Annotated in this window: 18 protein-coding genes and 1 tRNA gene; 9 read left to right on the forward strand and 10 right to left on the reverse strand. The window is 59.8% G+C overall.

From position 1 onward, the window contains the following. Positions 1-15: 15 nt before the first annotated feature. The 5 genes from JQ845_RS21865 to benA all read right to left on the reverse strand — a co-directional run bounded on the left by JQ845_RS21865 (position 16) and on the right by benA (position 5132). On the reverse strand, positions 16-1353 hold the full coding sequence (locus JQ845_RS21865; RefSeq protein ID WP_010657217.1) for an MFS transporter: 1338 nt from the start codon (positions 1351-1353) through the stop codon (positions 16-18). 60 nt (positions 1354-1413) lie between these two features. Further along, positions 1414-2172, reverse strand: coding sequence for a 1,6-dihydroxycyclohexa-2,4-diene-1-carboxylate dehydrogenase (locus tag JQ845_RS21870; RefSeq protein WP_127197054.1), 759 nt, complete (start codon positions 2170-2172; stop codon positions 1414-1416). A gap of 34 nt (positions 2173-2206) precedes the next feature. Then, positions 2207-3220 carry a benzoate 1,2-dioxygenase electron transfer component BenC gene (benC, locus tag JQ845_RS21875; protein ID WP_003446309.1) on the reverse strand — a complete coding sequence of 338 codons (1014 nt, stop codon included), beginning with the start codon at positions 3218-3220 and terminating at the stop codon, positions 2207-2209. A 62-nt stretch (positions 3221-3282) separates the two neighbouring features. Next, complete coding sequence (gene benB / locus JQ845_RS21880; RefSeq protein WP_003446308.1) at positions 3283-3771, reverse strand: benzoate 1,2-dioxygenase small subunit; 489 nt, start codon at positions 3769-3771, stop codon at positions 3283-3285. Next, positions 3768-5132, reverse strand: coding sequence for a benzoate 1,2-dioxygenase large subunit (gene benA / locus JQ845_RS21885; RefSeq protein WP_003446307.1), 1365 nt, complete (start codon positions 5130-5132; stop codon positions 3768-3770). Before benA ends, benB begins: the two co-directional genes overlap by 4 nt. A gap of 36 nt (positions 5133-5168) precedes the next feature. Between benA and JQ845_RS21890 the strand changes: the two genes are divergently transcribed. The 4 genes from JQ845_RS21890 to JQ845_RS21905 all read left to right on the forward strand — a co-directional run bounded on the left by JQ845_RS21890 (position 5169) and on the right by JQ845_RS21905 (position 8433). Next, positions 5169-5312: a hypothetical protein gene (locus JQ845_RS21890; RefSeq protein ID WP_203009461.1), complete on the forward strand. Its 144-nt coding sequence runs from the start codon at positions 5169-5171 to the stop codon at positions 5310-5312. Positions 5313-5520: 208 nt separating this feature from the next. Beyond that, a complete protein-coding gene (locus JQ845_RS21895) occupies positions 5521-6213 on the forward strand; it encodes a 3-oxoacid CoA-transferase subunit A (protein WP_003446305.1) in 693 nt (230 codons plus the stop codon). Positions 6214-6221: 8 nt separating this feature from the next. Beyond that, positions 6222-6863 carry a 3-oxoacid CoA-transferase subunit B gene (locus JQ845_RS21900; protein WP_003446304.1) on the forward strand — a complete coding sequence of 214 codons (642 nt, stop codon included), beginning with the start codon at positions 6222-6224 and terminating at the stop codon, positions 6861-6863. A 232-nt stretch (positions 6864-7095) separates the two neighbouring features. Next, positions 7096-8433: an MFS transporter gene (locus JQ845_RS21905; protein WP_010657215.1), complete on the forward strand. Its 1338-nt coding sequence runs from the start codon at positions 7096-7098 to the stop codon at positions 8431-8433. 226 nt (positions 8434-8659) lie between these two features. Here the strand turns inward: JQ845_RS21905 and JQ845_RS21910 are convergent. The 4 genes from JQ845_RS21910 to gacA form a co-directional block, all read right to left on the reverse strand. Continuing rightward, a tRNA-Gly gene (locus JQ845_RS21910) sits at positions 8660-8735 on the reverse strand. Positions 8736-8800: 65 nt separating this feature from the next. Beyond that, the gene (gene pgsA / locus JQ845_RS21915) at positions 8801-9358 is read right to left on the reverse strand and encodes a CDP-diacylglycerol--glycerol-3-phosphate 3-phosphatidyltransferase (RefSeq protein WP_003445025.1); all 558 of its coding nucleotides are present in this window, start codon (positions 9356-9358) and stop codon (positions 8801-8803) included. A 225-nt stretch (positions 9359-9583) separates the two neighbouring features. Then, positions 9584-11407, reverse strand: coding sequence for an excinuclease ABC subunit UvrC (uvrC, locus tag JQ845_RS21920; protein ID WP_010657433.1), 1824 nt, complete (start codon positions 11405-11407; stop codon positions 9584-9586). Between the two features lie 2 nt (positions 11408-11409). Further along, a complete protein-coding gene (gacA, locus tag JQ845_RS21925; protein ID WP_003445030.1) occupies positions 11410-12048 on the reverse strand; it encodes a response regulator transcription factor GacA in 639 nt (212 codons plus the stop codon). A 721-nt stretch (positions 12049-12769) separates the two neighbouring features. Between gacA and JQ845_RS21930 the strand changes: the two genes are divergently transcribed. The 5 genes from JQ845_RS21930 to JQ845_RS21950 all read left to right on the forward strand — a co-directional run bounded on the left by JQ845_RS21930 (position 12770) and on the right by JQ845_RS21950 (position 17538). Further along, positions 12770-13855 carry a 3-deoxy-7-phosphoheptulonate synthase gene (locus tag JQ845_RS21930; RefSeq protein WP_010657432.1) on the forward strand — a complete coding sequence of 362 codons (1086 nt, stop codon included), beginning with the start codon at positions 12770-12772 and terminating at the stop codon, positions 13853-13855. Positions 13856-13958: 103 nt separating this feature from the next. Beyond that, positions 13959-14240 (forward strand): peptidylprolyl isomerase, encoded by a 282-nt coding sequence (locus tag JQ845_RS21935; RefSeq protein ID WP_003445034.1) that lies wholly within the window; start codon positions 13959-13961, stop codon positions 14238-14240. Positions 14241-14358: 118 nt separating this feature from the next. Then, the gene (hbdH, locus tag JQ845_RS21940) at positions 14359-15129 is read left to right on the forward strand and encodes a 3-hydroxybutyrate dehydrogenase (RefSeq protein WP_003445036.1); all 771 of its coding nucleotides are present in this window, start codon (positions 14359-14361) and stop codon (positions 15127-15129) included. A gap of 147 nt (positions 15130-15276) precedes the next feature. Beyond that, positions 15277-16383, forward strand: coding sequence for an enoyl-CoA hydratase/isomerase family protein (locus tag JQ845_RS21945; RefSeq protein ID WP_203009462.1), 1107 nt, complete (start codon positions 15277-15279; stop codon positions 16381-16383). A gap of 3 nt (positions 16384-16386) precedes the next feature. After that, the gene (locus JQ845_RS21950; RefSeq protein WP_127197063.1) at positions 16387-17538 is read left to right on the forward strand and encodes an acyl-CoA dehydrogenase family protein; all 1152 of its coding nucleotides are present in this window, start codon (positions 16387-16389) and stop codon (positions 17536-17538) included. An 825-nt stretch (positions 17539-18363) separates the two neighbouring features. Here JQ845_RS21950 and JQ845_RS21955 read toward each other — a convergent pair. Next, on the reverse strand, positions 18364-19137 hold the full coding sequence (locus JQ845_RS21955; protein WP_203009463.1) for an enoyl-CoA hydratase: 774 nt from the start codon (positions 19135-19137) through the stop codon (positions 18364-18366). Between the last annotated feature and the right edge of the window lie 10 nt (positions 19138-19147).

A 19147-nucleotide genomic window follows, 5' to 3' on the forward strand; every position in this document is an offset into this window, starting at 1 on the left:
ACCTCTTTTATTGATTTATATTGCCCGGGCCGGCAACGCAGGGGCACACGTGCGCCGTCTGGCGCTGACAGCAAAGACCGCCATGGCCAGCGCAGCCACCACGCCGGGGATGGCAAAGGCGACAAAGTTCAGGTGCAGCGGCAGGCCCAGGCCCATTAACAGCCCGCCCAGCACCGGCCCGACAATCGCACCGTTACGGCCGATGCCCGAGGCCCAGCCCAGGCCAGTGGAGCGGATGGACAGGCCATAGAGCTGGGCGGCACCGGCGTACAACAGGATTTGCGTGCCGATGGTGGTAGCGCCCGCCACACCGATCAGCAGGTACAGCAGCGGCGTCGGGCTGTTGAAGCCCAGCAGACTGATGGCCGCAGCGGCGATCAGGAAGTAGACGACCATGACTTTCGTCAGGTTCAGCCGATCACCAAGCCAGCCGCCACTGATGGCACCCAGCATGCCCCCCAGGTTCAGTGCCACCAGAAACGACAGGCTCGAGCCCAGGCTGTAACCGGCGCTGGCCATCAACTTCGGTAGCCAGGAACTGAGCGCATAGACCATCAGCAGACAACAGAAAAATGCCACCCAGATCGCCACTGTCCGCACCGCCCGGCCTTCGCGAAAAAGCTCCAGCACCGACGCCGCTGCCTGCTTGCGGTCATCAACCAGCAGCCGGTCACCCGCTGCAATCACAAGGCCTGGCTGCAGGCGCTGCAACAGTGCCCGGGCTTGTTCATCACGCCCTTGGCGCACCAGAAAACCAATGGATTCGGGCATGTAATAAAGAATCAGCGGCAGCAACAGCAACGGTAACGTCGCCAGCAAAAACATCGACTGCCAGCCAAAGGCGGGCAACATGTAAATTCCGGCGCCGGCACAAATCAGGCCGCCCAGGGAGTAGCCGCTGAACATCACGGCCACCAGGGTGCTGCGCATGCGTTTGGGTGCATATTCATTCATCAGCGCAACCACATTCGGCATCAAGCCACCGCAGCCAAGGCCGGCTATAAAGCGCCAGACTGCAAACTCGGTGGGCGTACTGGCAAAGCCATTGATGATGGTCGCGACACTGAACAGGACAAAGCAGATCGCGATGCCTTTCTTGCGCCCGATGCGATCCGCCAGACTGCCGAACACCAGTGCGCCGAACATCATGCCGAACAAGGCATAACTGCCCAGCGCCCCGGCCTGCAGTGGCGTCAGCCCCCACTCCTGCATGATCACCGGCAGTACCACGCCGTAGATGAACAGGTCATAACCATCAAAAATCAGCAGCAGAGCGCACCACAACATGACCATCCAGTGGAATCGGCCAAACCGGGCATTGTCGACAATTGCATGAACATCCAGAGTTCCCATGGCTTTTATTCTCTTGTTGTTATTGGGCGCCTGTGTTTCGGGTACCGCTGTGTATCGGGCTCAGCCCAGGTCGCCACCGCCCACGGGCAAGGTAACGCCGGTGATATAGGACGCGTCATCGGACGCCAGGAACAGGATGGCCCCCACCTGTTCGTCGATCGAACCGTAGCGTTTCATCAAGCTACTGTCCTTGGTCTGCTCGACGATCTGCGAGTACCACTGTTGCTCTTGCTCGGTGGCGGCAGCACTGTTGCGCGGAATCCGGCGCGGCGGTGCATCTGTGCCACCGGGGGCGGTGGCATTGACCCGCACACCGCGCCCGGCGGTTTCAAAGGCCAGGCAGGCGGTCAGTGCATTCACCCCGCCCTTGGCTGCGCCATAGGGCACACGGTTGACCCCGCGGGTGGCGATCGAGGACACATTGACGATCACACCGCTGCCTTGTTCCAGCATATGCGGCAGCGCGCTGTGACAGCACCAAAGGGTCGGAAACAGCGAGCGCCGCACCTCCGCCTCGATCTCCGCGTGCAGATAATATTCGAAGGGTTTGGCCCAGATAGTGCCGCCTACGTTATTGACCAGAATATCCAGCCTGCCGAAGTGCTCGACGGCCCGGGCCATCACCTGCTGGCAATCTTCATAGCGCTCCAGGTCTGCGGTCAGCGTCAGGGCTTGGGGTGCCAGTTCATGCACCAGCTCGCTGCGGTCAACCGCAACGACCCTGGCCCCTTCCAGCAGCAAGCGTTCCACCACCGCGCGGCCTATGCCTTGCGCCGCGCCGGTGACCAGCGCGACTTTATCCTTGAATCTCATGCTCATGATGATCTCCAGACCCGTTGTCGTAGCCGCGTGTTCAAGCAGCGCTGGCGGCGAATTTTTCGTAGTAGAAGTTGGCGGGGGAAATGCCCTGCTCGCGGATGTACTGGCTCACGGCTTCAACCATCGGCGGCGGTCCGCACAGATAAATATCCACATCACCGCCATTCAGATGCTCCGGGGCAATGTGCTGGGTGACATAGCCCTTTTGCGGCCATGCGCTCTGCGGGTTGGCCACGCAGGCACTGAAGGTGAAGTTGGGAATGCTCGCTGCCAGGGCTTGCAAGCGGTCGATTTCCACCAGATCGAAATCGTTGGTCACGCCATAGATCAGGTGCAGTGGATGCTCACTGCCCTTTTGCGCGATGGTCTCGAGCATGGCGGTAAACGGCGCCAGACCGGTACCGCCGGCCAGCAACAGCAAGGGTCGCTTGATCGGGCGCAGGTAAAAGCTGCCCAGGGGGCCGGCCAGGCTCATGTGGTCGCCGACCCTGGCCAGCTCGGTGAGAAAATGGCTCATCAGGCCGCCGGGGACATTGCGAATCAGGAAGCTGACACGCCCGTCTTTCTGCACCGAGCTGAAAGAGTAGGCACGGGTCTGATCACTGCCCGGCACCTGCAGGTTTACGTACTGCCCCGGCAAGAATGTCAGGTCAGCCAGCCCGGCCCCCTGAATCGACAACGACAGGGTGCTGTCTGACAGGCGCCGCACTTCCTCGATGGCGCCTTCATAGGAGGACTGGCGGGTTTTGCATACATCCGATGACGTCGGGATGTGCACCACGCAGTCACCCCTGGCGCGCATCTGGCAGGTCAGGACAAAACCTTCAGCGGCCTCGGCGGCGGTCAGGGCATCGTCGATGTATTCCTCACCCAGGTCATATTCACCGGATTCGGCGAAGCATTTGCAGGTACCGCAGGCACCGTCACGGCAGTCCAGGGGAATGTTTATCCCCTGGCGGTACGCTGCGTCAGCCACGGTTTCGCTGGCGCTCGCGTCGATAAAACGGGTCACGCCGTCTTCGAAATTCAGGGCAATCTTGTGGCTCATGGCATACCTCGCATGACTGCACTCCCCCCGCACGCTTGGCGGGCGCTGGAATGCAGCCCGGTTTACAGGTGGTAGATATCGATGACCTGGCGCACATAGTCGTTTTTCAGCACCACTTTCTTGGCCTTGATCAGCGGCTGTTCACCGCGGGTGTCGAGGGTGTAGAAGCTGGTTCCGAAATAACTGTCGACGGTCTTGTAGCGAAAGCTCAGGGTGTGCCAGTTGAAACGCACCACGCACTGGTCCGCGCTGCGCTCGACAATCTCGATATTGCTCAAGTTATGGGAGGTGCGGGTGTCCGGGATGCTGGCACTGGAACGCTCGGTCTTGATCCGGAAAATGCGGTCTTCCAGACCTTCCCTGCTGCCGTACCAGATCAGCGATATTTCGCTTTGCGGGTCCTCGGTCAGCTCGTCATCGTCATCCCAGGACGGCATCCAGAACGTCGCATCGGCGGCGTAGAGTTCCAGCCACTGGTCCCACTGTTTATCGTCCAGATGCCGGGCTTCGCGATACAGGAAATCGCGCACGGTGTCGTATGACAGGCTCATTGGACCTCCCGCGCAGGGATCTTGCCTGCCTGTTCAGCGGCCACGGCCTGCAACATGGTGTCTTGCCAGTACTTGTGCTGTTCCACAAACAACCCTTCGTCTTCTGTGCGCACGCCGCTGAGCAACGGCTGCAAATCAATTTCCAGCGCCGCCTCGTCCGGCCCTTCGACCCAGTGTTCGGCGCCACGGGACATATCGTTCCAGGCGGTGGCACTGCCTTGGTAACCGATCTGGCAGGAACGGAATTCCTCCAGATCATCGGGGGTGGCCATACCGCTGACGTTGAAGAAGTCTTCGTACTGACGAATGCGCAGGGCCCGGGCTTCTGCACTCTCGCCCACCGGGGCAATGCAGTAGATGGTGATCTCGGTCTGGTTGACCGAAATCGGCCGGGCAATGCGGATCTGCGAGCTGAACTGGTCCATCAGATAGACATTGGGGTACAGGCACAGATTGCGCGAGTTGCCGATCATCCAGTCGGCGCGGGCCTGTCCGAAATCACTGACCAACTGATCACGGCGCTCATATAACGGCCGGTCCTCGGGGTTCGCCCAGCGCGTCCAGAGCAGCATGTGGCCCTTGTCGAACGAGTAGAAGCCGCCACCACTTTTGGCCCAGCCACCGGCACTCATGGTGGGGTTGGCATCACCGCTCTGGCGCTCTTTGCGCTGGTTCTGGGTGGCGGCATAGTTCCAGTGCACCGAACTGACGTGGTAACCGTCGGCACCGTTTTCGGCGGTCAGTTTCCAGTTGCCTTCGTAGATGTAGCTGGAGGAGCCGCGCAGGACTTCCAGGCCATCGGGGGACTGATCGACGATCATGTCGATGATCTTTGCCGACTCCCCCAGGTGTTCGGCCAGGGGCACCACATCGGCATTCAGGCTGCCGAACAGAAAACCCCGGTATGACTCAAAGCGGGCGACTTTGGTCAGGTCGTGGGAGCCCTCGCAGTTGAAGCTGGCGGGATAGCCTGCGTTGCCCGGGTCCTTGACCTTGAGCAGCTTGCCGGAGTTGTTGAACGTCCAGCCGTGGAACGGGCAGGTATAGGACGACTTGTTGCCGCGCTTGTGCCGGCACAGCATCGCCCCGCGGTGGCTGCAGGCATTGAGGAAGGCATTGAGCACCCCGTCTTTGTTGCGCGCGATAAAGACCGGCTGACGACCCATCTGCAGGGTGATGTAGTCGTTGTTCTGCGGGATCTGGCTTTCATGGGCCAGGTACAGCCAGTTGCCTTCAAAAATGTGCTTCATTTCAAGGTCGAACAAGCGAGGGTCGGTGAACATCTCTCGCTTGCAGCGGAAGCGGCCTTCATCACGGTTTTCTTCAAGCAAGGAATTGAGATACTCGACGCCTATGGACATGGCCTGAGCCTCCGTTGTTGTTATGGGGTATTGGCAGTGTCCACGACCTGCGCGCCGGGCAATATCCGTTACCTGCAGACCGCTATCCGCTTTGTGCAAAGTGGCACGCCGGCCATCGGCGTCTTGCCTCGCAGGGCCCGGCGCAGCGTTGCCATGATGCTCCAAGACCTTGATTTATAAGGACATAACACCAGAGCCCGCGCTTCGAAATGGCGCTGCGGGGCGGGCAAAATGTCACCTAGCGTTCGTTAATCGCACGACATCGCATGCAGCACCGCCCTCTCGGGCTGAATGTTTGGCACCCTAGGCACATGCTCTGTCGGACCGTGCCCCAGTGGTCGGCCATGCAGATTGATCTGTTCACTCAAACTAAAAACAGGAGCACGCCTTGATCAACAAAACCTTCGAATCCATCGCTGCCGCACTGGATGGAATTGCCGATGGCTCGATCATCATGGTGGGTGGCTTCGGCACTGCCGGCATGCCGTCGGAACTGGTGGACGGGGTCATTGCCTCGGGCGCTCGCGACCTGACCATCATCAGTAACAACGCCGGCAACGGTGAAATCGGCCTGGCCGCACTGCTCAAGGCCGGACGGGTCGCCAAGGTGATTTGCTCGTTCCCGCGCCAGTCCGACTCCTATGTGTTTGACGAGCTGTACCGGGCCGGGAAAGTGCAGCTGGAGGTGGTACCCCAGGGCAACCTGGCCGAACGCATCCGTGCGGCGGGCTCAGGAATCGGTGCGTTCTATTCCCCGACCGGGTACGGCACGTTGTTGGCCGAAGGCAAGGAAACCCGGGTCATCGAGGGCCGCAACTATGTGCTGGAAATGCCACTGCACGCCGATGTCGCGCTGATCAAGGCCGAACAGGGCGACCGCTGGGGCAACCTGACCTACCGCAAAGCCGCGCGTAACTTCGGACCGATCATGGCCATGGCGGCGACCACGGCCATCGCCCAGGTCAACCGGATCGTCGAGCTGGGTGAACTGGACCCCGAGCACATCATCACCCCGGGGATCTTTGTCCAGCGTGTGGTCCAGGTGCCATCCGCCCGCTCCCCGATTGCCAACGTCAACTGAGGCCCACCATGACCGTCATGAAAAAACTTTCGCGCAATGAAATGGCCCAGCGCGTGGCCGAGGATATTCTCGAGGGTGCTTATGTAAACCTGGGCATCGGCGTACCGACCCTGGTGGCGAACTACCTGGGTGACAAGGAAGTGTTCCTGCACAGCGAGAACGGCGTGCTGGGCATGGGCCCGAGCCCGGCCCCGGGGGAAGAAGATGATGACCTGATCAACGCCGGCAAGCAGCATGTGACATTGCTCGCCGGTGGCGCCTATTTCCATCACGCCGATTCGTTTTCGATGATGCGCGGCGGCCACATCGACATTGCCGTACTGGGTGCTTTTCAGGTCTCGGTCAAAGGCGATCTGGCCAACTGGCACACGGGCGCCGAGGGTTCGATCCCTGCGGTGGGCGGCGCGATGGACCTGGCCACCGGCGCGCGCCAGGTATTCGTAATGATGGATCACCTGACCAAGACCGGCGAAAGCAAACTGGTGCCGCAGTGTACCTACCCGCTGACGGGCATCGGCTGCGTCAGCCGGATCTATACCGATCTGGCGATTCTGGACGTCACCGCCCAAGGCCTGCTGGTACGTGAAATTCTGGCGGATATCAGCTTCGAAGCCTTGCAGGAACTCAGCGGCGTGCCGTTGCTTCAATAACACCCCAGTCCAACTGCATGGGGTCGCCTGCGGCCTCACTGCCCCTCACCGCCAGCGGATCGGAGCACCGGTCTGCATGGCCGGTCTTTACCGCCCCTGCGCCAGCCATACCTTTGAGGTATTGCACGCCACCCAAATGATATTAGACGCCCACGGCAGCGGCATTTAGCCTCTGCCCCGGCAGGCTGTGCCTGCCCATAACTATAAAAATCCTGGAACTGCCGGAGCCGCCATGAGCACGCACTATTCCATTCCCGAACTGATCGACAGCAGACCCATCAGCGCCTTTCAATGGCGGGTTTTTGCCCTGTGTTTTTTCGTGGCGATTCTCGACGGTTTCGATACCCAGGCGATTGCCTTCACCGGCCCTTCAATCATTCAGGCGTTCGGGCTGGGGGCTGGTGCGCTGGCACCGATCCTGACCGCCGGGATTGTCGGCATGGTGCTCGGAGCAATGGCTCTGGGGTTAATGGCCGACAAGCTCGGGCGCCGGCCGATCATCATCACTGCAGTCGCACTGTTTGCCATTGCATCCCTGGCGACCGCCTTTGCCCGAACGACGGAACAGATCCTGGTCTTGCGCTTCATTGCAGGCATCGGCATGGGCGGCGCGACCCCCGTGGTGCTATCGCTGGCAGCCGAGTACGGCAGCGCCAGACAGCGTGGCACGATCATGACTACGGTATTGCTGGGGTTGCCTGCCGGGGCCATTCTGGGCGGTTTGCTGGCCGCCTGGATGCTGCCGTCCATTGGCTGGCAAGGCATCTTTGCAGTGGGTGGCATCGTGCCGCTGTTACTGCTGGCGGTACTGATCTTCGCCCTCCCCGAATCCTTGTATTTTTTAACCAGGCGCCAAAGCGTTGTCAGCCGCAACCAGATCGGAAAAATCCTCACAGGCATCACAAAAACCCGGATTGACCCGGACAGTACCTACAGTGTTCCGGAACTGGAGGTTAAAACCGGGGTGAGCTCTTTGTTCCGCACCGGGCTGGCCCGCAACACTCTCGGGATATGGACGGTGTACCTGTTCAACTGGATTGCATGGTTCATGCTTCTGTCCTGGCTGCCTACCGTGCTCAAAGCCACCGGCCTGCCGGCAGAGCAGGCGCCCATGGGCACGGTGGCGGTCAATACGGTGTTTGTGGTTTGCGCGATCCCGCTCTCGATCATCCTGCCGAAAATCAATACCCGACTGTTGCTGCTGATCCTGTTCGGATTTGGCATTGCCCTGTGCCTGGGCCTGGCTAACAGTGGCAACCACTGGGCACTGGTATTCACCCTCGCCGGTTGCGCAGGCCTGGGTATTGGCGGTCAGCAAATCGTGTTGAACTACATGGTTGCCCAGGCGTATCCCACCGCATTGCGCGCAACTGCCACCGGCTGGGCCATTGCGCTGGGGCGTGTGGGAGCCATCATCGGCTCTGCGAGCGGCGGCTGGTTTCTCGAACACGGCGGCCCCGCAGGCTATTACAGCGCGCTGGTGGTACCGTTGGTGATTGCCACGGCCGCCCTGCTGATCATTCGCCCCCGGCCCGAAGCCGCCGGCTGCCAGCCGCTGGCGGCCCATTGAGACTTGCGCCAGCGAAAGCGGCTCAAAGGGGAGCCTGACCACCCGGCCCCGGCATGAGGGGCTTGCTCGCGCTGGCAGAGTGTCAAAGCCCGATACATCAGCCGGCAAGCCAGCTCCCGAACAGAGTCAGTGCTGGATTTCAGTGGTTTTCGCCGCAACGAAAAAAGGACCCGAAGGTCCTTGTTTCAATCACTTGCAGATCGGTAAAAATCTGCAGTGCAATGTTTGGAGCGGGAAACGAGACTCGAACTCGCGACCCCGACCTTGGCAAGGTCGTGCTCTACCAACTGAGCTATTCCCGCGTCTTGGTGCCGGCATTCTATATGAATCAAAAAATGCGTCAAGCCCTTGATTCAAAAAGTTTTATTTATTTGGTCGAGGTGGTCTTCAAATGCGGCCAGGCAGCCCGCAAATACTGCACCATCGACCACAGGGTAAGCCCCGCAGCGACCAGCAGCAGTGCATAACCCACCACTACCCAGAAGCTGAAATCGGACGGATTGGCCAGCAGGATGATCAACGCCAGCATTTGTGCCGCGGTCTTCCACTTGCCCATGTTGGACACGGCAACTTGTGCCCGCGCGCCCAGCTCTGCCATCCATTCACGGAGCGCAGAGATTACGATTTCACGGCCAATGATCACTGCGGCAGGCAGGGTCAGCCACACGTTGTGATGTTCCTGCACCAGCAAAACCAGGGCTACAGCGACCATCAGCTTGTCGGCAACCGGGTCCAGGAAAGCGCCAAACGGGGTGCTTTGCTCCAGCCGCCGGGCCAGGTATCCGTCGAGCCAGTCCGTCGCCGCCGCAAATGCGAAGACTGAACTGGAGGCCACATAGCTCCAGCTATAGGGGAGATAGAACAACAGAATAAAGAAAGGAATCAGCAGAACGCGTAGTACGGTGATCAAATTAGGGATATTCATCGGCACAACTGGCTACGAGGTGAGGGGGGCAGTCTACTCGGTGTTGCGGTCTGAGAGACAAATTCTAGGAGCATTCCCGGTGCATGTCTAACGGAGTTCCCACACAAGTCGGATAATGTGACAGACCCCAACCATACCAGAATCGGCTGCCCTGCTGAGCAGCCAGTTTAAGCGGCAGGGGCAGGTTTGAGGTCTTGTGAAGAGAACCCGGGGGCCAAGGGTTATTTATTCGCTGTGCAGATTCGCATAAATCAGCTCTGCGAGTTTTTTGCTGATCCCCGGCGCCTTGGCGATTTCTTCGATGCTGGCACGGGTCAGCTCCTGTAGCCCGCCAAAATGCTTCAGCAAGTCGCGACGGCGGGTCGGCCCTACCCCGGCGATGCCTTCCAGGGTTGAGGTGCGCCGGGTTTTGCCACGCCGGGCACGATGCCCGGTAATGGCAAAGCGGTGAGCTTCGTCGCGGATCTGCTGGATCAGATGCAAGGCCGGCGAATCACCTTTGAGCGTGAACTCATGGGCCGCGTCGTTCAGGTAGAGGGTTTCGAAGCCTGCCTTGCGGGTGGTGCCCTTGGCCACACCGAGCAACACCAGGTCCGGGATTGCCAGTTCATTGAGCACATCCCGGGCCATCGACAACTGCCCCTTGCCGCCATCCACCAGCAGAATGTCCGGCAGCTTGCCCTCGCCCTCTTTTAGCCGGCTAAAACGGCGCATCAGTGCCTGATGCATGGCGCCATAGTCATCGCCAGGGGTGACGCCCTCGATGTTGAAACGCCGGTAGTCGGACTTGATCGGACCTTCAGGGCCAAATACCACGCAGGACGCAACCGTTGCTTCGCCACTGGAGTGACTGATGTCATAGCACTCCAGCCGTTGCGGGATCTCATCGAGTTTGAGCACTTGAGCCAGGGCTTCAAAGCGCGCCGCCACATGCAGACGGTTGGCCAGGCGGGCGCCCAGAGCCTGCTCGGCATTGGTCACCGCCAATTGCTGCCAGCGGGCACGGGTGCCGCGCACACGGTAACTGATGGCCAGTTCCCGTCCACGCAGGGCCTCGATGGCATCGATGATTGCGTCGAAACTTTCATGCTCGACGTTAACGATCAATTCGCTCGGCAGATCGCGCTCAGGGCTGCTGATGTAGTACTGCCCGAGGAAGGCGGCCATGACTTCGGCAACGTCCTCCTCGATACCGACCTGGGGGAAGAAGTTCTTGCTGCCCAGCACTCGCCCGCCGCGCACATTGATTAAATGCACACAGGCACCGCCCGGGTTGACGAACGCGGCGATGACATCCACATCGCCGGTGCCGCCCTCCATGCTTTGCTGATCCTGAACCCGGCGCAGCAACGATATCTGGTCACGCACTTCGGCAGCGCGTTCAAAGTCCAGGGTGCTGGCGGCCTGCTCCATCTCGCTGTTCAACTCGTCGGTCAGCGCACTGCTGCGGCCTTCAAGGAACATCACTGAGTGGCGTACATCTTCGGCATACACCTGGGGGTCAACCAGCCCGACGCAAGGCCCCTTGCAGCGCTTGATCTGATACTGCAAGCAAGGACGGGTGCGGTTTTTGAAGTAGCTGTCTTCGCACTGGCGCACCATAAAGGTTTTTTGCAGGATGCTCAGGCTTTCACGAATGGCCCCGGCGCTGGGGTAAGGTCCGAAATACTTGCCCTTCAGTTTTTTGGCGCCGCGATGAATGCTCAGGCGCGGGTACTGGCCGTCCGACAGAAACACGTAGGGATAGGACTTGTCGTCGCGCAACAGGATGTTATACGGCGGCCGCCACTCTTTGATCAGGGTCTGCTCAAGTAGCAGCGCCTCGGTTTCGTTAGCCGTAATGGTGGTTTCAATTTGCGCGATACGCCCCACCAGCGCCGCTGTTTTGGGCGCCAGGCCGGTTTTGCGGAAATAGCTGGCCAAGCGCTTTTTGAGGTTCTTGGCTTTGCCCACGTAAAGCAGTCGCGCATCGCCATCGAACATGCGATACACGCCGGGCCGACCGCTGCAGGTCGAAAGAAACGCACTGGCATCGAACTTGTCAGTCATCGTCAACCAGCGTCTACCATGCCGTGCCGGACAGCCAGCAAGGCCAGTTCCACATCACTTTTGACTGACAGCTTCTCGAATATCCGATAGCGATAGGTGTTGACCGTTTTCGGGGACAGGCAAAGCTTGTCGGAAATCACCTGGACCTTCTGGCAGCCGACAATCATCAGGGCAATCTGGATTTCTCGCTCGGACAAGGCATCGAACGGCGAGTCGCTGGCAGGCTGGAACGACTTGAGCGCCAGCTGCTGAGCCACTTGCGGGCTGATATAGCGCTGGCCGGCGAACACCAGGCGAATGGCCTGGACCATTTCTGCGAGACCGGCACCCTTGGTCATGTACCCGGCAGCCCCAGCCTGTAACAGCCGCGTCGGGAACGGATCCTCTTCGCACACAGTCACTGCAACCACTTTGATGTCAGGGTGGCTGCGCATCATTTTGCGGGTAGCTTCGAGGCCGCCAATACCGGGCATTTTGACATCCATCAAGACCACATCCGGTTTTAGCTCACGCGCCTTGATCAGCGACTCCTCACCGGACTCGGCTTGACCGACCACTTGCAGGCCCTCGATATCGGCCAGCATTCTGGTGATGCCTGTACGCACAAGATCATGGTCATCGACCACTAGAACCCGAATCAAGTCGACACCTCGCAAATTGGTCTTGGTTGATTGCCGACACCTTAGCAAAAAACTGTTAACCCAACCTACCTATCATGAGCCAATGATCCATGGCAAAACTGCAAAGCAAGCGCAAAGCCGTGACCTTGCAGGACACAAACGTGACCGGTTGTGGTTGCCACCCCTTCCCTGCCCCCTGCGCGCGCCCATAGTTTTGCCAGCTCGGGCCCATAGTATTTTTTGATTGAACAGGTCCGGGGGAGTCGAGTAAGCTCCCAGCACTTATCGGAGACAGCACATGTTGCATCACGCCCCCACAGACATTTGTAAGACCACAGGCGAATCTCGCGTGGCCGAATCTGTGTGCGCGAACGCTGCACGATTTTATTTTGGGTATTGGTTTAGCCACTGGCGCGCCTGATACCCACACGGCGCCCACTACTTAGGGGTCGCCTACCAGAGAATTCTCACCCCCGGTCGGCTTCCCGACCGGGGGTTTTGTTTTTTCAGGCCCCGAAAATCATTAATTAAAGGAATCTTCCCCATGAACTACGCCACTTATTACCGCTTCGACCTTTGCACTGCATGGCGATTTATCAGCCGCCGCTCGGGACAGTCAGCCGCCTCCGAACGGACCCACATTGGTGGCACGCATGCACTCACAGCCAGTCTGGCCAATTGTCGAACACCCCAGTAGGGCCGAGCGCGCGGAACAATCCGCCGCCTGCCCAGGACGTACACCATGAACGCATCCATTTCTGCTCTGCCGGTACACCAGTCTCCTGCATCCGTATTGACCCGACGCCTGCCCGGCGCGGCGCAGCTCAAACAGCAGCTGCCCCTCAGCGACACCCTTGGCCGTCAGGTCAGCCAGCAACGCCAGGCCATTCGCGCCATCTTGAACGGTGAAGACTCCCGCTTACTGATAGTGGTCGGCCCCTGCTCCATCCATGACCCGGTCTCTGCTCTGGAATACGCCAGCAACCTTGCCGCTCTGGCCCACGATCTGCGCGACGACATGTTGCTGGTGATGCGTGCCTACATCGAAAAACCTCGCACCACTGTGGGCTGGAAAGGCCTGGCCTACGACCCGCACCTGGATGGCAGTGATGACATGGCCCACGGCCTTACCCTGTCCCGCGAACTGATGCTCGAGATGCTGGGCATGGGCCTGCCAATTGCTACGGAACTACTGCAACCCATGGCTGCCGGTTACTTCGACGACCTGCTGGGCTGGGTGGCCATTGGCGCACGCACCACCGAGTCGCAAATTCACCGCGAAATGGCCAGCGGCCTCGCGATGCCCGTAGGATTCAAAAACGGCACCGACGGCGGCGTGGCGATTGCCAGCGATGCCATGCGCTCTGCCGCCCATGGCCATCGTCACTTCGGGGTCGACAGCCAGGGCCATCCGGCAATCGTCCAGACCCCGGGCAACCCCGACACCCATCTGGTGCTGCGCGGCGGCCATAGCGGCCCGAACTACGACCGCAGCAGCGTGGCCCGCGCCCGGGCCGGGCTTGAGAAAAATGCCATACCCGCCCGATTGATGGTGGACTGCAGCCACGCCAACAGCAGCAAAAATCCACTGCGCCAGCCCGAGGTGTTCAATGACGTACTTGCCCAGCGCCTGGAAGGCGACCGCTCGCTGATCGGCATGATGCTCGAAAGCCATCTGTTCGAAGGCTGCCAGCCGTTGAGCGCAACCCTGCGTTACGGTGTGTCCGTGACCGACGGTTGCCTGGGCTGGGATGCGACCGAACAACTGCTGCGCCATGCAGCCGGACAACTGCAGGCGCAGCGCCTCTGCGCCAAGGCTAGCGCCTGAGAGAGCCGGGGCGGCAGCAAAAATGCCGCCCCGGGAACTTTTGCCAGGAAAAACCCCACTGAATCCGGTAGGCTCAGCACTTTCTTGAAAGGAGTACTCTCTCATGGCTAAAGCCACTGCCCGTCACATCCTCGTTGCCAGCGAAGACAAGTGCAACGAACTGAAAGCACAAATCGAAGGCGGCGCTGATTTCGCCGAAGTCGCAAAAGCTAACTCCACTTGCCCGTCCAGCCGTCAAGGCGGCGATCTGGGCTCGTTCGGCCCGGGCCAGATGGTCAAGGAATTCGACACTGTCGTATTCAGCGCGCCAATCAACGTGGTGCAAGGCCCGGTTAAAACCCAGTTCGGCTACCACCTGCTGGAAGTCACCAGCCGCCAGGACTGATCCCGGCCCTGCGTGAAAACGGCCCGCCTTTGGCGGGCCGTTTCGTATCCGCGATTGCAAGCCTCGTGCTACGTTTCCTCATTCACGAACCCGTCGTGTCTCACCTGAGGAATTGATCATGAGCCTTAAGGGTAAAACTGCCTTGGTTACCGGTTCCACCAGCGGCATAGGCCTGGGCATCGCACAGAGTCTGGCCAGAGCTGGAGCCGACCTGATACTCAACGGTTTTGGCGACGCCAGCAAAGTCGTTGCCGAGATGGAACAGTTCGGCGGCAAGGTTGGCCATCATCCGGCAGATGTCAGTGATCCCGCACAAATCGCCGACATGCTCAGCTACGCCGAACGTGAATTCGGCGGCATCGACATCCTGGTCAATAACGCCGGCATTCAGCATGTCTGCAGCGTTGAAGAATTCCCGGTGGAGCGCTGGGACTCGATCATCGCCATCAACCTGTCTGCGGTCTTCCACAGCACTCGCCTTGCCTTGCCGGGCATGCGCAAACGTGGCTGGGGTCGCATCGTCAATATTGCCTCGGTGCATGGGCTGGTGGGCTCGGTCGGCAAAGCTGCTTATGTGGCCGCCAAACATGGGGTCATCGGCCTGACCAAAGTCGTGGGCCTTGAAACTGCCACCAGCAACATCACCTGCAACGCAATTTGCCCTGGCTGGGTATTGACCCCGCTGGTCCAGAAGCAGATTGACCAGCGTATCAGCCAGGGTATCGACCCCTACCAGGCGCAGCACGATCTGCTGGCCGAGAAACAACCCTCACTGGAGTTCGTCACCCCGCCGCAACTGGGTGAACTGGTGCTGTTCCTGTGCAGCGAAGCCGGCAGTCAGGTGCGCGGTGCGGCATGGAATGTCGACGGTGGCTGGCTGGCGCAGTAAGCCTGCGCATTGCTGCACACCCGACATGCAAAAATGCACACCAACCCTGCACTTATCAGGGTTGTACAGTGCAAATTTGCACTGTTAGCATCGACTATCGTTCGCCCGCGAACACACCTAATAACAAGACAAAGCAGGGAGTTAGTGATGACTGCTCAGGTTTCATCCTCACCGACACAGGATGTCGAGCCGACTCAAAGCACGGTCCTGGCCCAGGTGCGCAACCAGATTGGCCACCTGACCCTGAACCGCCCCGCCGGCCTCAACGCAATCGACCTGGAAATGGTGCGCAGCCTGCAACATCAGCTCGATGCCTGGGCCCAGGACTCAAGGATCAAGGCAGTCGTGCTGCGCGGAGCAGGCGAAAAAGCCTTCTGTGCCGGCGGCGACATTCGCTCGCTGTATGACAGTTACAAGAGCGGTGGCACCCTGCACAAAACCTTTTTCGAAGAAGAGTACGCCCTCGACCTGACCCTGCATCACTACCCCAAACCGGTGCTCGCGCTGATGGACGGCTACGTTCTGGGTGGCGGCATGGGACTGGCCCAGGGCGCCGACCTGCGGCTGGTGACAGAGCGCAGCCGACTGGCAATGCCCGAAGTTTCGATCGGTTATTTTCCGGACGTGGGCGGCAGTTATTTCCTGACCCGAACCCCGGGCCAGCTGGGCACCTACCTGGGGGTCAGCGGCGTGCACATCCGCGCCGCTGACGCACTGTATTGCGGCCTTGCCGACTGCTACACCGAAAGTGCCCGACTGCCTGAACTGGATCAAAGCCTCGACACCCTGCAATGGCAGCAAAACCCCCTTGAAGACCTCAAGGCGCTACTGGCCACTTTCGCCGTGCCCAACTTGCCTGAGGCACCGCTGGCCAAATTCCGCCCCTTGATTGATCAGGTTTTCGCCCTCGACAGCGTGCCCGCCATCGTCGCCGCACTGCGCGCGACAACAGCTGCCGAAAGCCGCGAGTGGGCGCTTGAAACCGCCGACCTGCTGCAGACACGCTCGCCTTTAGGCATGGCTGTGACCCTGCAAATGCTGCGCCACGGCCGCGAACTCAAGCTGGCACAGTGCTTCGCCCTTGAACTGCATCTTGACCGTCAGTGGTTTGATCGCGGCGACCTGATCGAAGGCGTGCGAGCGCTGATTATCGACAAAGATAAAACCCCGCACTGGAACCCGGCCACCCTCGACGAGCTTGATCCGGCCCATGTCGCCAGCTTCTTCACCCACTTCAAACAGCACGGAGTCTGAGCCATGCAAGACCTCGAACTGACTGAAGAGCAGGTCATGATCCGCGACATGGCTCGCGACTTTGCCCGCCGCGAAATCGCCCCCCATGCCCAGGCCTGGGAAAAGGCCGGCTGGATCGACGACGCACTGGTGTCGAAAATGGGCGAGTTGGGCCTGCTGGGCATGGTGGTGCCCGAAGAGTGGGGCGGTACCTATGTCGATTACGTGGCCTACGCCCTGGCCGTGGAAGAGATTTCCGCCGGCGATGGCGCCACCGGCGCACTGATGAGTATCCATAACTCGGTCGGCTGCGGCCCCATCCTCAAATATGGCAGCCAGGCACAGAAAGAAACCTGGCTGGCGGACCTGGCAAGCGGCCAGGCCATTGGCTGTTTTTGCCTGACCGAACCCCAGGCCGGATCGGAAGCGCACAACCTGCGCACCCGCGCCGAGTTGCGTGACGGTCAGTGGGTAATCAACGGCGCCAAGCAGTTCGTCAGCAATGGCAAGCGCGCCAAGCTGGCGATTGTGTTTGCTGTGACTGATCCGCAGCTGGGCAAAAAAGGCCTTTCAGCATTTCTGGTGCCCACCGACACCCCGGGTTTTATCGTTGACCGCACCGAACACAAAATGGGCATTCGCGCCTCGGACACCTGCGCTGTCACCCTGAGCAACTGTACGGTCCCTGAAGCCAGCTTGCTGGGTGAGCGCGGCAAAGGCCTGGCGATTGCCCTGTCCAACCTTGAAGGCGGCCGCATAGGGATTGCCGCTCAAGCCCTGGGGATCGCCCGTGCCGCTTTTGAGGCGGCGCTGGGGTATGCCCGTGACCGGGTGCAGTTCGACAAAGCGATCATCGAGCACCAGAGTGTGGCCAACATGCTGGCGGACATGCAAACCCGGCTCAATGCAGCACGGTTGCTGATCCTGCATGCAGCCCGACTGCGCAGCGCGGGCAAACCGTGCTTGTCGGAAGCCTCGCAAGCCAAGCTGTTTGCCTCGGAAATAGCTGAGTTTGTGTGTTCCAAAGCCATACAGATCCATGGCGGCTATGGCTACCTTGAAGATTATCCGGTGGAGCGTTACTACCGCGACGCGCGAATCACCCAGATCTATGAAGGATCGAGTGAAATCCAACGCATGGTGATTGCCCGGGAGCTGAAGAACTATCTGATCTGACAACAAACCTGTAGGAGCGAGCTTGCCTCGCGAGCCTCTAAAGCTCGCGAGCAAGCTCGCTCCTACAGAGGATTGGTGCTTGCCGCGGCGTGCCAGTCAGCCGGATTCACTCAGCGCATGGTGATTGCCCGGGGGCTGAAGAAATGTCTGATCTGACAACAAACCTGTAGGAGCGAGCTTGCTCGCGAGCCTCTAAAGCTCGCGAGGCAAGCTCGCTCCTACAGAGGTTTGGTGCTTGCCGCGGCGTGCCAGTCAGCCGGATTTACTCAGCGCATGGTGATTGCCCGGGACCTGAAGAACTATCTGATCTGACAAAAAATCTGTAGGAGCGAGCTTGCCTCGCGAGCCTCTAAAGCTCGCGAGCAAGCTCGCTCCTACAGAGGATTGGTGCTTACCGCGGCGTGCCAGTCAGCCGGATTCACTCCGCGCATGGTGATTCTCCGGGGGGCTGAAGAAATGTCTGATTTGACAACAAATCTGTAGGAGCGAGCTTGCTCGCGAGCCTCTAGAGCTCGCGAGGCAAGCTCGCTCCTACAGAGGGTTGGTGCTTGCCGCGGCGTGCCAATCAGCCGGATTCACTCAGCGCATGGTGATTGCCCGGGGGCTGAAGAAACGTCTGATTTGACTACAAATCTGTAGGAGCGAGCTTGCTCGCGAGCCTCTAGAGCTCGCGAGGCAAGCTCGCTCCTACAGAGGGTTGGTGCTTGCCGCGGCGTGCCAGTTAGCCGGGTTTACTCAGCGCATGGTGATTGCCCGGGACCTGAAGAAATGTCTGATCTGGCAACAAACCTGTAGGAGCGAGCTTGCTCGCTCCTACAGATGGGGTTACTGATTTTTGAACTGTGCTACGCGCTTGCCTACGAATGCGGCCATGCCTTCTTTCTGGTCCTGGGTCGCGAACAGGGAGTGGAATACCCGGCGCTCAAAGCGCACGCCTTCCGTCAAGCTGACTTCAAACGCGCGATTGACGCTTTCCTTGGTCAGCATCAGCACCGGCAACGATTTGCTGGCAATGGTCGCGGCGACTTTCAAGGCTTCTTCCAGCAACTCATCAACCGGTACCACACGGGATACCAACCCTGAACGCTCGGCTTCTTCAGCGCCCATGAAGCGACCGCTGAGGCACATGTCCATCGCCTTGGCCTTACCCACTGCACGGGTCAGGCGCTGGGTTCCACCCATACCCGGCAGCACCCCGAGATTGATTTCCGGCTGGCCGAATTTGGCGTTATCGCCAGCCAGGATAAAGTCGCACATCATCGCCAGTTCGCAGCCGCCGCCCAAGGCAAAACCAGCCACCGCGGCAATGATCGGCTTGCGCCGGGTAGCCACTCGGTCACTGTCGCAAAACAGGTCTTCCAGATAGATTTGCGGGTAAGTCAGGTCGGCCATTTCCTTGATATCTGCGCCCGCAGCAAAGGATTTTTTCGAACCGGTGATAACAATGCAGCCAATGCTGTTGTCGGCTTCCAGCTGGTCCAGCGCATGATTCACTTCACTGATCAGTTGCGCATTCAGGGCGTTCAGCGCCTGCGGCCGGTTCAGGGTGATCAGGCCAACATGGTCGTGGATGTCCAGCAGAATGGTTTCGTAGCTCATCGATCAAGTC

It is taken from the genome of Pseudomonas paraversuta, from assembly GCF_904063065.1.
Lineage (GTDB): Bacteria > Pseudomonadota > Gammaproteobacteria > Pseudomonadales > Pseudomonadaceae > Aquipseudomonas > Aquipseudomonas paraversuta.